The organism is Porphyrobacter sp. TH134, from assembly GCF_002855495.1.
In the GTDB taxonomy this organism is placed as follows: domain Bacteria; phylum Pseudomonadota; class Alphaproteobacteria; order Sphingomonadales; family Sphingomonadaceae; genus Erythrobacter.
Map to the genome: position 1 here is coordinate 129,302 of NZ_PKRO01000005.1, position 14,744 is coordinate 144,045.

At 62.7% G+C, this 14,744-nt stretch carries 10 protein-coding genes; 8 read left to right on the forward strand and 2 right to left on the reverse strand.

The window, feature by feature from the left end:
• The first annotated feature begins 127 nt into the window (after window positions 1-127).
• The 5 genes from dnaN (at window position 128) to C0V72_RS04200 (ending at window position 4,237) form a co-directional block, all read left to right on the forward strand.
• On the forward strand, window positions 128-1,255 hold the full coding sequence (dnaN, locus tag C0V72_RS04180; protein ID WP_101791960.1) for a DNA polymerase III subunit beta: 1,128 nt from the start codon (window positions 128-130) through the stop codon (window positions 1,253-1,255).
• A 29-nt stretch (window positions 1,256-1,284) separates the two neighbouring features.
• Complete coding sequence (locus tag C0V72_RS04185; RefSeq protein WP_101791961.1) at window positions 1,285-2,367, forward strand: DUF2855 family protein; 1,083 nt, start codon at window positions 1,285-1,287, stop codon at window positions 2,365-2,367.
• A 103-nt stretch (window positions 2,368-2,470) separates the two neighbouring features.
• The gene (locus C0V72_RS04190) at window positions 2,471-3,379 is read left to right on the forward strand and encodes a glycerophosphodiester phosphodiesterase family protein (protein ID WP_172438899.1); all 909 of its coding nucleotides are present in this window, start codon (window positions 2,471-2,473) and stop codon (window positions 3,377-3,379) included.
• A 33-nt stretch (window positions 3,380-3,412) separates the two neighbouring features.
• Window positions 3,413-3,694 carry a DUF427 domain-containing protein gene (locus C0V72_RS04195; RefSeq protein WP_101791981.1) on the forward strand — a complete coding sequence of 94 codons (282 nt, stop codon included), beginning with the start codon at window positions 3,413-3,415 and terminating at the stop codon, window positions 3,692-3,694.
• A gap of 153 nt (window positions 3,695-3,847) precedes the next feature.
• The gene (locus C0V72_RS04200; protein ID WP_101791963.1) at window positions 3,848-4,237 is read left to right on the forward strand and encodes a hypothetical protein; all 390 of its coding nucleotides are present in this window, start codon (window positions 3,848-3,850) and stop codon (window positions 4,235-4,237) included.
• Between the two features lie 13 nt (window positions 4,238-4,250).
• Here the strand turns inward: C0V72_RS04200 and C0V72_RS04205 are convergent, their stop codons facing one another.
• Window positions 4,251-5,120: an alpha/beta fold hydrolase gene (locus C0V72_RS04205; RefSeq protein WP_233999771.1), complete on the reverse strand. Its 870-nt coding sequence runs from the start codon at window positions 5,118-5,120 to the stop codon at window positions 4,251-4,253.
• A 132-nt stretch (window positions 5,121-5,252) separates the two neighbouring features.
• Window positions 5,253-6,950, reverse strand: a complete 1,698-nt coding sequence (locus tag C0V72_RS04210; RefSeq protein WP_101791965.1) for a PHA/PHB synthase family protein — start codon at window positions 6,948-6,950, stop codon at window positions 5,253-5,255.
• A gap of 307 nt (window positions 6,951-7,257) precedes the next feature.
• Here C0V72_RS04210 and C0V72_RS04215 point away from each other — a divergent pair, with 307 nt between their 5' ends.
• The 3 genes from C0V72_RS04215 to lepA all read left to right on the forward strand — a co-directional run bounded on the left by C0V72_RS04215 (window position 7,258) and on the right by lepA (window position 14,125).
• The gene (locus C0V72_RS04215; RefSeq protein ID WP_233999772.1) at window positions 7,258-9,882 is read left to right on the forward strand and encodes an EAL domain-containing protein; all 2,625 of its coding nucleotides are present in this window, start codon (window positions 7,258-7,260) and stop codon (window positions 9,880-9,882) included.
• Between the two features lie 279 nt (window positions 9,883-10,161).
• Entirely contained in the window at window positions 10,162-12,252 is a 2,091-nt protein-coding gene (locus C0V72_RS04220; RefSeq protein WP_233999773.1) for a putative bifunctional diguanylate cyclase/phosphodiesterase, read from the forward strand.
• Window positions 12,253-12,307: 55 nt separating this feature from the next.
• A complete protein-coding gene (lepA, locus tag C0V72_RS04225; RefSeq protein ID WP_101791966.1) occupies window positions 12,308-14,125 on the forward strand; it encodes a translation elongation factor 4 in 1,818 nt (605 codons plus the stop codon).
• Window positions 14,126-14,744: the final 619 nt, after the last annotated feature.

The window sequence follows — 14,744 nt, forward strand, 5'->3', positions numbered from 1 at the left end:
TCACCCCGCGCAAAGCCGCCAACTTGCCCGTCTTGCGGCGAACGCTAAGGTTTCAGGGTATTTTCCGAGGCTCTGGAGCCGATTCCTTGTCGGCCCCAGCAAGACACAAGATCAATAGGGACAAGCGATGAAGGCCACGATCGAACGCGCGACGCTGCTGCGGTGCCTCTCCCATGTTCAATCCGTGGTGGAACGGCGCAACACGATCCCGATCCTGTCGAACGTGCTGATCGATGCCAGCGACGGCGGCAGCGTGCGCGTGATGGCGACTGACCTTGATCTGCAAGTGGTCGAGACCATGTCGGCGGCCTCGGTGGACCAGGCGGGCGCGATAACGGTGTCAGCGCATCTCTTGTTCGACATTGCCAGAAAGCTGCCCGATGGCAGTCAGGTCAGTCTGACCACCAATGACAACCGCCTTGAGGTCAAGGCCGGCCGGTCGAACTTCAAGCTGCCGACCTTGCCGCGTGATGATTTCCCGGTGATCGTCGAAGGCGATCTGCCGACCAGCTTTGAGCTTCCGGCGCGCCTGCTTGCCGAACTGATCGACAGCACCCGCTTTGCGATCTCGACCGAGGAAACCCGGTATTACCTCAACGGCATTTTCCTGCACGTGACCGACGAGGACGAGCCGCTGCTCAAGGCAGCAGCGACAGATGGGCACCGCCTCGCGCGGTTCACCGTGCCGCGTCCCGAGGGCGCTGCGGGGATGCCTGATGTGATCGTGCCGCGCAAAGCCGTGGGCGAGCTTCGCAAGCTGCTGGATGAGGCCATCGACACCTACGTGCTGATCGATCTCAGCGCCAGCAAGATCCGCTTCACCATGGGCGGTGAAGGCGGGGTGGTTTTGACCAGCAAGCTAATCGACGGCACCTTCCCCGATTACAGCCGGGTCATTCCGACCGCGAACGACAAGCTGCTGAAGGTTGATCCCAAGCTGTTCTTCTCGGGCGTGGACCGCGTGGCCACGATCGCGACCGAAAAGACCCGGGCGGTCAAGATCGGTCTGGACCAGGACCGCGTCACGCTGTCGGTGACGTCGCCAGACAATGGCACTGCGGCGGAAGAACTGGCCGCTGAATACCGCGCCGAAGGGCTGGAGATCGGCTTTAACGCCAATTATCTCAAAGACATCCTTGGGCAAATCAGCGGTGATACGGTGGAATTGCATCTGGCCGATGCCGGCGCCCCGACGCTGATCCGCGAGAATGAACAGGCCCGCGCCCTGTATGTGCTGATGCCGATGCGGGTGTGATAGCCCGCTCGCAACGAGAGGCGTTGTCGATGAATGCTGTTCAGGTTCACGTCCGCAAGTCGGCGCTGCATGATGCCGTGCTGGCAGACATCCCCTTGGCGCCTTTGTCCGATGGGGCGGTGCGGCTTGCCGTCGAGAGCTTTTCGGTGACCGCCAATAATGTCACCTATGCCGTGGCAGGTGACAGCTTCAAATATTGGGACTTCTTTCCGGCGCCCGAAGGCTTCGGCATTGTGCCGATGTGGGGGCATGCACGAGTGGCCGAAAGCCGCCATCCTGACATTGCCGCGGGTGAGCGCGTTTACGGCTATCTGCCGATGGCAAGCCATCTGGATGTCATCCCGGGGCGTATCAGCGCAGGCGGGTTTTTGGACACCACCGATTATCGCCAGCCGATGAGCCCGGTCTATAACAGCTACACCCGGCTCGCCGCCGATCCGGAGCATGATCCGGCGCGGGAAGCGGAACGGATGATTTTTGGCCCGCTGTTCCGCACCGGGTTTCTGATCGAATACTTCCTACGCGCAGCCAGTTGGTTCGGGGCTGAGCAACTGATTGTCACCAGTGCATCGTCCAAAACCGCCTTGGGGCTGGCGAGTGTGGCGCGGCAGGCTTCGCCGCAGGTCAAGCGCATCGGGCTGACATCGCCGGGCAACATCGCATTCGTTCAAGCCACCGGTCTGTACGATGATGTCATCGCCTATGATGACTTCGAGCGCGTGCCAGTGCTCCGCAGCGTCAGTGTCGACTTTGCCGGCAATGCCGATGTGCTGGCGCAAATCCACCGCCATTTCGACGCGGCGCTCGCGCATTCCGCGCTGGTTGGCATGACCCACATCGAGGCGCGTTCGACCTTCGGCGGGGCAGAGCCGCTGCCCGGCCCCAAGCCTGCATTGTTCTTCGCCCCGGACCATGCGGTCGCGTTCTTCAAGGCGCACGGTCCGGGCGAGGGCGGAAAGCTGGTTGCCGCGGCCTGGCATGAATTCCTCAAGGCTGCCGAGGGAACCGTGACGATCGAGCGTCACGCCGGATTGGAAGCCGCCCGCACCGTCTTTACCGCTATGGTCACAGGCCAGATCGACCCGGCCAAGGGCATTGTGATCGAACCCTGAGCCTCTGCCCGTGCAGCCGGCAGCCGGTGGTTTAGTCGGCGAAGCTCCTCTGAAAGCCAAAATAATGCGCCTTTTCAGCACACTTTCATTATCCGCTTTAGGATTGGCCGCACTGGCTTCGCCGGTGGCTGCGCAAGATGCTGGCGCGTGGCGGCTTACCCCGGAAAGCAACCTTTCCGCCATGCTCGACTGCTTCGAGGCTGCTGGACAGACCCTGATTTCCGCCCACCGCGGCGGGCCGACACCCGGCTTGCCGGAAAATGCGATCCCGACGATGGATGCGCTGCTGGCGGCGCAACCGGCGATCATGGAGGTTGACGTGGCACAAAGCGCCGACGGTGTGCTGTTCCTGCTCCATGATGACCGGCTCGATCGCACCACCACGGGTTCGGGCGAGGCGGCAACCCTGTCCTGGGCGAGCCTTAGCGAATTGAAGCTCAAGGACAATTGGGGCTGGGTTACGCCCTATGCGATCCCGCAGCTGGCCGAGGCCTTGACCTGGGCCAACGGCCGCACCGTGCTCCAGATCGATTTCAAACGCTCGGCCAATGTCGAAGCTGTGGTGGCCGCGATCCGCGCGGCCGGGATGGCAAACAGCGTGATCCTGATCGCTTACTCGGTGGAGCAAGCCGCGGCGCTTCACCGCGCTGCGCCGGAAATGTTGCTGTCGGTCTCGGTCGATGCCCCCGGCGATGTCGCGGCGCTGAAGGCCGCGGGCATCCCTGATGAAAACATGGTCGCCTTTACCGGCACCCGCCTGCCGCGCCCGGACCTCTACAGGGAACTGGACGGTCAGAACATCGAGGTTATCTTCGGCACGCTCGGCCGCCCGCCGCGCTCGATCGATGCCGTGATCGACCGGCTCGGCATGGATGACCGCTATGCCGAACTCGGCAAGGAAGGCGTCGACATTCTCGCCACCGACCGCCCGCGCGAAGCGGCCACTGCGCTGGCAGAAGCGGGGCGGCTGCCCCAAGCCGGGCAGTGCGGGGTCAGCCGGGGTGGTCAATGATGGCAAGCGTATAGCGCGCAGGGAGCATGAATGATGGTCAAAGCAACATGGAATGGCGCCGTCATTGCCGAAAGTGACGAGACCGTAGTGGTGGAGGGCAATCATTACTTTCCCCGATCATCGGTCAATGCCGATGTCCTGAAAGACAGCGCGACCACCAGCCACTGCGGGTGGAAAGGCACCGCGCATTATCACAGCATCACCGTGGGCGGCGCCACCAACACCGATGCGGCGTGGTATTACCCCGAACCCAAGGATGCCGCCGCCCAGATCAAGGATCGCATCGCCTTCTGGCGCGGGGTAGTGGTCGGCTGAGAGGGGGCCGCGCAGGAGTGGCACCATTGATGCGGCAGCTTGTGCGGGCTTTTCGTCCCAAAGCGGCCGTTTTGAGAACCAACCCGTTCCTGCCGGAAAAGGCACCCCGGCAACAGCCGAGCCTGGCGGCGTTGAAGAGTGGAGCGAGCATTCATGATCTATATCCTCCTCAACGTCTGGCCGATCGCGGCAGCGACCTTGTTGGGACTGGTCATCGGTTACGTGTGGATGCGCGCTGCTGGCATGCTGCTGCCGGGCTGGGCGGCGCTGGCAGGAACGGCGCTTGCCGAGTTCTGGCTCGCGGCAATCCTTGCCGGGGCCCTGATCCTCGCCCCCGCGCAGGCGGATCAATGGGTGATGGCAATCGGCAGCGCGGTGGTGATCTGGATTGGCTTTGTGGTGCCGGTGCTCGCGGTGACGTTTATGGCGCACGCAATCGCATGGCGCCAGACGGTGTTGGCGGCGCTCTACTGGCTGGCGGTCATGGTGGGGCAGGCGGCATTGATGCAGGGCATCGGCCTCGTCCCGCCCCCGGCGGCTTAGCGGCGCAGCGGCTTTAAGCGGCTGCGCGCGCCATTTTGCGCGCTTCTTTCTCCGTCTCAGGCGCGTCGAGGAACTCCCGGATCGCCGCAACACTTTCATCGGCATGGGTCAGCAAGAACAGGTGCCCGCCGCCGGCGAAGGTTTGCAGCCGCGCGTTGGGGATCATCGCTTTCAGGATCTTGCCGTTGATAACAGGAACAATCTGGTCGTCCTCGCCCATCATGATGAGCGTTTCTTTGGTCATGAAGGGCAAGGCAGGCAGGCTGCTCCAGCCCATCATGCAGAGCAGTTGGTACATGTAACCGCGCGGGGAGGGGGGCTTGAGGCGGCCGATGTGGCTGTCCTTTTGGTGCTTTGCCCCATCCTTGTCGACCCCGCCATAAAGTGTGGCGAAATGCTCGTTCATGAACTCGGGGTCGATGTAACGGCGCGGGTCAGCCATCTTGGTAAAGGCGGCGGGGTTGCCGGGCACCATCAGCATTCCCGGGGTCGTGGCGATCAGCGTCAAGCGGCGGGTGCGGCCGGGATGCTGGAGCGCGAAGTGCTGCGCCATTGCGCCGCCCCACGAAACACCCATCACATCGACGTGATCCAGCCCGTAACGCGCCAACAACTGCGCGGCGGTCCAGCTCATGGTGAAGGGGTTGTAGGGGATCAGCGGATCAGGCGATTCGCCGGTGCCGGGCATGTCGAACATCAGGAACCCGCGCTCGGGCAAAGCCGCGGCAAGGGGCGCTACCGCTTCGATATTGGCGCCGATGCCGTTGAAGAACAGGATGGGCAGGTGATCAGAGGGCATATCGAGCCGCCACGCCGCAGTCCGTAGCGTCCGACCGCCCACTTGCTCCATCGTGACGACAGCGCCGTCCATTGCATTGGCCACAAAAACCCGTCCTTTCTGTGCGCCTGATACGGCGCGGGTTGGGCGCGCACGTCGATCCCTAAACGCGCGCGCCCACAAGCTCGTTGCGCGCTCCGGCCTCTGTCCCCCGAGGCCGCGCGCTGCATCGCAATATCAGACTTCTTCGACGACGTAGAGTCCCGGCGCAGCATCCATCGGCTGGTAAGTGCCATTACCCAGAGCGGTCGGCGCCGGCTTCTTCTTGCCTGAACGGCTTTGAAGCCATTCAATCCAAAGCGGCCACCAGCTTCCCTTGACCTCCTGGGTACCCTGCAACCATTCGTCCGCCGTGGCAGGAAGCTTGCCCTTTTTGGCTTGCACGAAATACTTGGCCTTGGGGTTGGTCGGCGGATTAAGGATCGCCTGCATGTGGCCGCTCTGCGAAAGCACGTAGGTAACATCCTTCGAACCGAACAGCTGGGTTGACCGATAGGTCGCCTTCCACGGCGTGATATGATCGGTCACGCCGCCAAGGATGAACAGATCGGATGTCACCTTGGACAGATCGACCTTGTGATCGACCATCTCGACTTCGCCATGCTTGGTAAAGGCGAGGGTTTCATAGACCGTCAGGAAGTCGCCCATCAGGCTGGCGGACAGATTGGTGGCGTCGGCATTCCAGAACAACACGTCAAAGGCTGGCGGATCACTGCCCAGCAGATAATTGTTGATGACGTAATTCCAGATCAGGTCGTTCGGGCGCAGCCAGGCAAAGCCGCGGGCCAGATCATCGGCCTTGATGACGCCCGCCTTGCTGGCGCGCTGGCGGGCAAGCTTCATGCCGTTTTCGCTGACCAGCGATCCGGCTTCGATATCGGTCGCCATCGGGTGCAACACGCAAACCATCAAAGTCAGCGCGCCGAGCAGATCGGATTTGTCGGCGGCCAGTTTCGACGCAAGCATCGCCGCTGTCTGCCCGCCCGAACATCCGGCGGAAACATTGACCTTCTTGGCGCCTGTTATCGCGGCGACCGCCTCCATCGCCTCGGCGCAGGAATAGACGTAATCAGCCATGCCCCACTTGCCTTGTTCCTTGGTGGGGTTGCGCCACGAAATTACAAAGGTCTGGATGCCGTTATCGACCTGCCACTTCACCACCGACTTATCGGGGCTGAGATCATTGATATACATCTTGTTGATCTGCGGCGGGATGGTGAGCTGCGGTATTTCGTACACTTCATCTGTCGACGGAGCGTAATGGATCAGCTCCATCATTTCGGTCCGCAGCACGACCGATCCTTTTGAGGTCGCAACGTTTTCGCCCAGCTTGAACGGGCGCTTATCGACCTGGCTGACCATCCCCTTGTTGTGAACCAGATCGCTGTAGGCGTTTTGCAGGCCCTTGATGAGGCTGAGGCCGCCCGAGTCGATCACCCGCTTTTGTGCTGTCGGGTTGCCGATCAGCGTGTTGGTCGGGGCCAGCCCATCCAGAATGATATTGGCGATGAAGTTGGCACGGTTGCGTTCAAGCTCATCAAGTTCAAGCTCGTCCAGCCAGCCGCGCATGCCCTTTTGCACCGCGAGGTAATATTGTGCGCCGGCCCGGAAGAACGGATTATAGGCCCAGGCGGGATCCATGAAGCGCTTGTCCTTGGGATCGGGCGCGAGTTCGCTTTTGCCCGTCAGGATCTTGACCATATCCTGCGCCATCGCGGTGGAGTGGCGGATGAAGCGCGAGGGGTCCGATGCCGTCTCGCGCAGCAGCAAGGCCACCGCGCTGACGAAGTCTTCCCGGGCGACGCCGATCAGCGGGCCCAACGCGTTGGTGGACTGGGCGGCTTCGTTCTCAAGCTTCACTTCGGTGCGTGCCATGGGATCCCCTTTTGATCGGCCATCCTGCCCGGTGTCGCGAGCGACGGCGGGTTAACGTGGCCTCTGCGATCAGAATGCAGCGTTGGGTGCCAAGTTGCAAGTGCGGCGCCATCGCTGGCTTCATGGTTGCACGTGCTAAATCTGAAAGAATTAAGCATCTCGATTCACGATTTTCTCAATGCTGTTGGGGCACCAACGCCTTATGTCTGGGGAACCGATCCGTAAGTTTGCAGCGCCACAACCGCGCCCGCCGGGCGGCGGCCGGGGCTTGCATGCGGTTGCAGACAAAAAGAGCGGCGGGGAAGTCGTGCAGGACCTGCGCGCGCGCGGCGAGCGGCGGGGGGCCCAGCGTCTTCAGGCCGAAAAGGCCGGCGGCCTGACGCAGGCGATTGACGAACCTGCGAGCGAGCAGAGCTTCTTTCTGCCCCGCGAGGCAGGGGGCATGACCCTGTTTCTGGTCGCGGCATTTGCGATTGCCGCTGTTGTTTTCCAAGGCCTTCCGTCGACCACAACCATCAGCCTCGCACTGGCGTCGGCGGCTTTGTTCGCCTGTGGTTCGCTGTTTGCCCGGACCGAACGCCAGGCCAACATCGGTAACGCCTTGCGATTGGCCACCGTGTTGGTGGCGATTGTGCTGCCGATGGCCTGCGCAGGGCTCGCGCTGGCACTGTGGGTGGGCGAGGGGCTGCCGTGGCAGTGGGCCATCGGAACGATGGTGTGCATCAACGCCGCAGCAGCAGCGTTGTTCGACATGCGGATTATTTCGCTGTTCTGCTCCAAAATTGCCAGTTGGGCCGGGTTTGCCATCCTTGTTCCCGCCACCGCGACATTTGCGGCGGTCATTGCCGCTGCGCTGACCTTGTCACTGATCGCACGGCTGGAATGGAAGGCTGCACAAAAACGCCGCGACGCCCGCGAAGCCCGCGAACGGGTGGCGGCCCGCGCCGAAGACATCCTGCGCAGCTTTGAGGAAACCGGGCAGGGTTGGTTCTGGGAAACCGATCGCCGCGGCCTTCTCACGTATATTTCGCCCAAGGCAGCCATGGTGCTGGGCAAAACCGCCGATCAGGTGGTCGGGCGGTCGCTGAGCGAAATCGTCGATCCCAGTCAGGGCGCCGCCGACGCTGAACGCACGCTGGCTTTCCACCTATCGGCCCGGTCTGCCTTTCAAGATGTCGAAGTGCGCGCGGCAACCAGCGGCGATGAACGCTGGTGGGCGCTGGCCGGGCGGCCAGTTTATGACAGCTTCAAGAACTTTTGCGGCTTTCGCGGCCACGGCACCGACCTCACTGAAAAGCGCCGCAGCGAACAGCAGGTCTCGCGTCTGGCGCATTATGATTCCCTGACCGGGCTGGCCAACCGGGTGCAGATGAGCCAGGCGCTCGAACAGATCCTCGCCGCCCCCAGCGGGCGCGAGCGGGCCTGCGCGGTGCTGATGCTGGATCTCGATCGCTTCAAGCATGTGAATGATACGCTGGGCCATCCCGCAGGCGATGCGCTTCTGAAGCAAGTGGCGCAGCGGCTTGAACGGGCGATCGGACAGGCGGGACGCTGCGGACGGTTGGGCGGCGACGAGTTTCAGGTGATCGTCCCCGGTCATCAGGATCGCAGCACTCTCGGCCATCTGGCGCAGGAGATCATTGCCTCGCTCTCCCAGCCCTATTCATTGGAAGGTCAGAGCGTGGTGATCGGAGCATCAGTCGGCATCGCTTTGGCGCCTGAGCACGGCGCAAACAGTGACGAATTGATCCGCAATGTCGACCTTGCGCTCTATGCCGCCAAGGATGCCGGACGCGGAGTGTATCGCTTTTACGCCGAGGATCTGCACGCAGCCGCAGAAGAACGGGCTGAACTGGAGCAGGATCTGCGTGAAGCGATCGCCAAGGGCCAGTTTGAGGTTTATTATCAGCCCGTCGTTTATGCCGCGAACGAGAAGATCGTCGGTTTCGAAGCATTGATGCGCTGGAACCACCCGCGCAAGGGCTGGCTGAGCCCGGCGAAGTTTGTGCCGATTGCCGAGGATGCAGGCCTGATCGACCGGATGGGGCAATGGGCGCTGCGCACGGCTTGCGCCGACCTTGCCCGCTGGCCCCGCTCGATCCGCTGCGCGGTCAACGTGTCGGCCCTGCAATTCGCCAACCCCGAACTGCCGACGATTGTGGCCAACGCGCTGGCCCATAGCGGTGTTGCGCCCTCACGGCTTGAGCTGGAAATCACCGAAAGCGTTTTCCTGAACGACACCTCGGGCACCGATGCGATGTTCAAGGCGCTGAAACGGGTCGGGGTTCGTCTGGCGCTCGATGATTTCGGCACCGGCTATTCGTCGCTGGGCTATCTCAAGAAAGCACCGTTCGACAAAATCAAGATCGACCGCAGCTTCGTGCAGGGCGCCACCGAAGAAGGCAGCCGCAACGGCGCGATCATTGCATCGATTACCAGCCTTGCCGAAGCGCTCCACATGGACACCACCGCAGAGGGTGTGGAAACGCTGGACGAGCTTGAACTGGTGCGCCTGCTGGGATGCAGCCACGTGCAGGGCTATATCTACTTCAAGCCGATGAACGCGGCCGATGCGACCGCGCTGGTCTCGGGCAATCTGGTGGCCGAGGCGGACGGTCCGCAATCGGCGCGGGCGGCACGCCAAAACCTGCTTCGCCGCGTTGTTATCGTCCACAACGGCAATCGATTGAATGCGACGCTGCGCAACATCTCTGAAAGCGGCGCGATGATCGAAGGCCTGTGGAATATGCCAGCAGGCAGCGCGCTGCGGATCGAGTTTTCCGCCGACAAATCGGTCACAGCGCAGGTACGCTGGTCGCGCGAAAACCGGGTGGGGATCGAATTCCACGCCCCTCTGCGTCGCCGCGCTGATGGGGCCTTTTCAGTGCTCAAAGGGCAGCAGGGGCCATCGGCCAGCGCTAGCGGGTGGTAGCTCGCACAGCGGCCAGCAGCAATGCAGCCGCCCTCTGGTTCTGGCCCCGGTTCTGGCCCCGCCTGTGGCCCTCAAGCAGGCTCGCCTTAGCAGAAAAATAACCATCAGCGCTTACGTTTTGGCGAATAAGGTGCGGCGAGGCAGGCATGCCAGCCGTTCCCTTGGGTTTGGAGGTGTCACTGCGAGATGTCCCTGAAGGGTCTCTTGTCTTCCCGCAGCAATGCAGCCGCGCGCAGCACGCCTGCGCCTGCGCCCGCACCTTCGGCATCGGCTTCGATCATGTCCGATGGTGAACGGCTTGCCATGCTCGATGAGCTTGAACAGTCCGGTCTGGGCTGGTTCTGGGCGAGCGACGCGCACGGGCATTTGACATACCTTTCACCGGCCATTGCTGCGCGGTTGGCGCTCCCCCTTGGCGATCTGATCGGCCAACCGCTGGCGACGATTTTCACCGCTGCCGACCGAGAGGAGCGGGGCAAGTCGCTCGCCCTGATGCTGGGCGCCCACAAAGCTTTCGCGGGCATGCCTGTGCGCGCTGCCCGCAGCCTTCACGGAACGATACTGCGCCTGTCAGGCCAGCCGGTGACCAACGCTGATGGCAACTTTGCAGGCTTTCGCGGCACCGGGGCTGACATCAGTGACGAGTATCACCGCGAGGCGGAGACCGCCCGGCTTGCGCGCTATGATTCCCTGACCGGCCTGTCCAATCGCCACCGCATGGCGCAGCAGATCGATGCGACGCTGACCGCCTTTAAGGTCGCCCGGCGCAACTGTGCTGTGATGATGCTCGATCTCGACCGGTTCAAGCATGTCAACGATACCCTTGGCCATAGTGCCGGCGATGAGCTGCTAAAGCAGGTGGCGGCTCGTCTGACCCGTGCGATTGACCGCGAATGCGAAATCGGGCGATTGGGCGGCGACGAATTCCAGATCATGCTGCCCGATGTCGACGACCGCGGCGTGCTCGGCGATCTGGCCATGAAGATCATCACCATGCTGCGCCAGCCTTACAGCCTCGAAGAGGGCCGCTGCGTCATCGGCGCTTCGGTTGGCATTGCGATTGCACCGCATGACGGTGTGACCCGCGAAGACATTGTACGGGCAGCGGACCTTGCGCTTTATGCGTCCAAGAATGGCGGCCGCGGGCAATACCGCTTCTATTCGGGCGAGCTTGAAAACGAGACGATCTTCCGCCGCCGGCTCGAAGAAGATCTCGGCACAGCGCTGCGCGACCATCAACTGTTTCTGCGCTTTGAACCGATTGTCGAGGCGGCGACCGGCGCGGTTGCCTCGCTTGAGGCTCATGTTTGCTGGGACCATCCCGAACGCGGCGTTATTGACGAAGAGGAGTTTGCGCAGATCGGCGAAGGTTCGGCCTTGCAAGGCGATGTCGGGCGCTGGGCGATTGGGGCCGCTTGCCAAGGCGCCGCTTCGTGGCCGGACAGCGTCAGGGTTGCGGTGAACGTACCCGTTGCGCTGTTCCTTGCCGATGACTTCGTGAGCCTCGTCGCCGATGCGATCGACAGTGCTGCGATCAGTGCGGCGCGGCTGGAACTGGAGATCAGCGAGGCGGTGTTCTTTGGCGACGCCAGCATTGTTGACCGCACGCTTGCCGCCCTGTTCAAGCTCGGGGTGCGCCTGACGCTCGATGAATTTGGCAGCGGCTACTCCTCTCTCGCGTACCTGCGCCGCGCGCCTTTCGATGCGATCAAGATCGACCAGCGTTTGGTGGCCGAAGCCGAACGGCATGACAGCCGCGAACTGGGACTGGTCCGCGCCATTGTCGCACTGGCGGGCGCGCTCCAGATGGATACCATGGCGGGCGGCATCGAAAGCGCTGACTTGCTGGGCGCGCTTACCGCCAATGGTGTGCGCTATCTGGAAGGCCCGATCTTCAGCGAGCCGGTGGACGAAGACATGCTCATGCAGGAGCTGGCAGGCGGTGCATGGAAGATCGAGCCCGGCACCGAACGCACCCGCCGCGCCCGGCGCCGGACGGTGTTCCGCAAGATCCAGGTGATCCATGACGACTACGCCTACGAGGTCACGCTGCGCAACCTGTCCAAGACGGGCGCGTTGATCGAGGGGTTGGCCGATGTGCCACGCGGAACGCAGTTCGTCGTCGATCTGGGCGGCGGGCAGCTGGCGGTTGCCACCGTCACGCGGTCCAATGGCGATGTTCAGGGTCTGGAGTTCGAACAGTCGCTGATCGAAGACGGATCGGGCGGGCTGTGTACCCGCAATCGGGTGTCACCTTACGCCTTGGCCGCAGCGGGCAACCCGCTGGCACCGCTGGCGCCGGGCAAGTTCATCGGCATCGATCAGGGCGGGGCGATCCCCAAGTTCGGATATGCTGCGCAGCAGGGGTAGATGTTGCGTTTTTGGCGAATGACAACCGCTCGGCCCGGCGCTAAGTCGCGGGGTAATGACTGACCTCTCCAAAATCCGCAATTTCAGCATCATCGCCCATATCGACCATGGCAAGTCGACCCTGGCTGACCGGCTGATCCAGTTCACCGGGGGCCTCACCGCGCGTGAGATGTCCGAGCAAGTCCTTGATAACATGGACATTGAGAAAGAGCGCGGCATCACCATCAAGGCGCAGACCGTGCGCCTCAACTACACGGCCAAGGATGGCGAGACCTATCAGCTCAACCTGATGGACACCCCCGGCCACGTCGACTTCGCCTACGAGGTCAGCCGCAGCCTCGCCGCCTGCGAAGGCGCGCTGCTGGTGGTGGACGCCGCGCAAGGCGTCGAGGCGCAGACGCTCGCCAACGTCTACCAGTCGATCGAGCACGACCACGAGATCGTCCCCGTCATCAACAAGATCGACCTCCCCGCCGCCGAGCCCGAAAAGGTCCGCGCCGAGATCGAGGAGATCATCGGGATCGACGCATCCAACGCCGTCCTCGCATCCGCCAAATCGGGCATCGGGATCGAGGAAGTGCTCGAAGCCGTGGTCGAGCGTATTCCGCCGCCCAAGGGCAAGATCGAAGCGCCGCTGACCGCCAGCCTCGTGGACTCGTGGTACGACCCGTATCTCGGCGTCGTCATCCTTGTGCGCGTGATCGACGGCAAGCTGACCAAGGGCCTCAACATCCGCTTCATGCAGGGCGGCACCCAGCACCTCGTCGACCGCGTCGGCTGCTTCACCCCCAAGCGCACCGACCTCACGGAGCTTGGCCCGGGCGAAATCGGCTTCATCACCGCCCAGATCAAGGAGGTGGAGCAGGCCCGCGTCGGTGACACCATCACCACGGTCAAGAACGGCTCCGACACCCCGCTGCCGGGCTACAAGGAAGTCCAGCCGGTCGTGTTCTGCGGCCTGTTCCCCGTGGACGCCGCCGACTTTGAAAAGCTGCGCGAAAGCATCGGCAAGCTGCGCCTGAACGATGCCAGCTTCAGCTTCGAGATGGAATCGAGTGCGGCGCTGGGCTTCGGCTTCCGCTGCGGTTTCCTCGGCCTGTTGCATCTGGAAATCATTCAGGAACGCCTCAGCCGCGAATACGATCTCGACCTCATCACCACCGCGCCAAGCGTGGTCTACCGCATCCACCTCGGCCATTCCAAGACCGAGGATGCCAAGGTGATCGACATCCACAACCCCGCCGATTGGCCCGATACCAACCGGATCGAGATGATCGAGGAACCGTGGATCAAGGCGGTGATCTACACCCCTGACGAATACCTCGGCGCGATCCTGAAACTGTGTCAGGACCGCCGCGGCATCCAGACCGAACTGACCTATGTCGGCGGCCGCGCGCAGGTGAGCTACGAACTGCCCTTGAACGAAGTGGTGTTCGACTTCTACGACCGCCTGAAGTCGATCAGCCGCGGCTATGCCAGCTTCGATTACGAACAGATCGGCACGCGCGAGGGCGACCTTGTGAAGATGAACATCCTCGTCAACGCCGAGCCGGTCGACGCGCTCTCGCTGATCGTCCACCGCCACGTCGCCGAAGAACGCGGCCGTGGCATGTGCGAGCGCCTCAAGGACCTGATCCCCCGCCACCTCTTCAAGATCCCGATCCAGGCCGCCATCGGCGGCAAGGTGATCGCGCGCGAGACGATTGCGGCGATGCGCAAGGACGTGACGGCGAAGTGTTATGGTGGCGATATCTCCCGGAAGAAGAAGCTGCTGGACAAGCAGAAGAAGGGGAAGGCGCGGATGCGGGAGTATGGGAATGTGAGCATTCCGCAGGAGGCTTTCATTGCTGCGCTGCGGATGGGGGAGGAGTAACCTCTCCACCCGCTCGCCCTGAGCTTGTCGAAGGGCCGTACTTTCTTGAGCGCACGCATGGGCGGAAGTGAAGGACAGTCCTTCGACAAGCTCAGGACGAGCGGTCCTTGTGGGTCAAGGGCAGTTCGGCTCCCCTCCCGTTTGCGGGAGGGGCCGGGGGTGGGCCTGTCTCTGGCGCACCGGAGCAAAGCTCGCTCCGCTCGCTCCCACCCCTAAACGCGATACCCGCCCCGGCGAAGGCCGGGGGCAGGCGGGAGGGGGATAAGGCCTCCAATCCTCCCCTCAAGGGGAGGGGGACCACCGAAGGTGGTGGAGGGGCGGGCGAGGGTGGTACGAATGCTTCACGCAAAGATGCGAAGATGCCGCATTCCGGCCGGCGGGGCTGCGAAGCAGAAAACGTTTTGAAGCGAAGCTGGGTAAGGGCCGCCTCTTGGCTGCGGCTTTGCCGCGGCTGATTTTTCTGCTTTACTGCTCTCACAGGGAGCTAAAGCTATGAAGCCAAGTGAAAAAGCAGCTAAAGCCCTGAACCGCCCCGGGATTGCCGGAGGCCAGTTTCATCAAATTATGCAGCCATGGGCGTGTCGTCCAGCATGGCGTAGTAGCGCTCTTCGGCCTCGGC

Bases quoted from the DNA above. Each gene is read 5' to 3' on its own strand.
- C0V72_RS04210 (WP_101791965.1), bottom strand. From the start codon at position 6,950: ATGGCACGCACCGAAGTGAAGCTTGAGAACGAAGCCGCCCAGTCCACC.
- lepA (WP_101791966.1), top strand. From the start codon at position 12,308: ATGACTGACCTCTCCAAAATCCGCAATTTCAGCATCATCGCCCATATC.
- C0V72_RS04200 (WP_101791963.1), top strand. From the start codon at position 3,848: ATGATCTATATCCTCCTCAACGTCTGGCCGATCGCGGCAGCGACCTTG.
- C0V72_RS04220 (WP_233999773.1), top strand. From the start codon at position 10,162: ATGTCCGATGGTGAACGGCTTGCCATGCTCGATGAGCTTGAACAGTCC.
- C0V72_RS04185 (WP_101791961.1), top strand. From the start codon at position 1,285: ATGAATGCTGTTCAGGTTCACGTCCGCAAGTCGGCGCTGCATGATGCC.
- C0V72_RS04195 (WP_101791981.1), top strand. From the start codon at position 3,413: ATGGTCAAAGCAACATGGAATGGCGCCGTCATTGCCGAAAGTGACGAG.
- dnaN (WP_101791960.1), top strand. From the start codon at position 128: ATGAAGGCCACGATCGAACGCGCGACGCTGCTGCGGTGCCTCTCCCAT.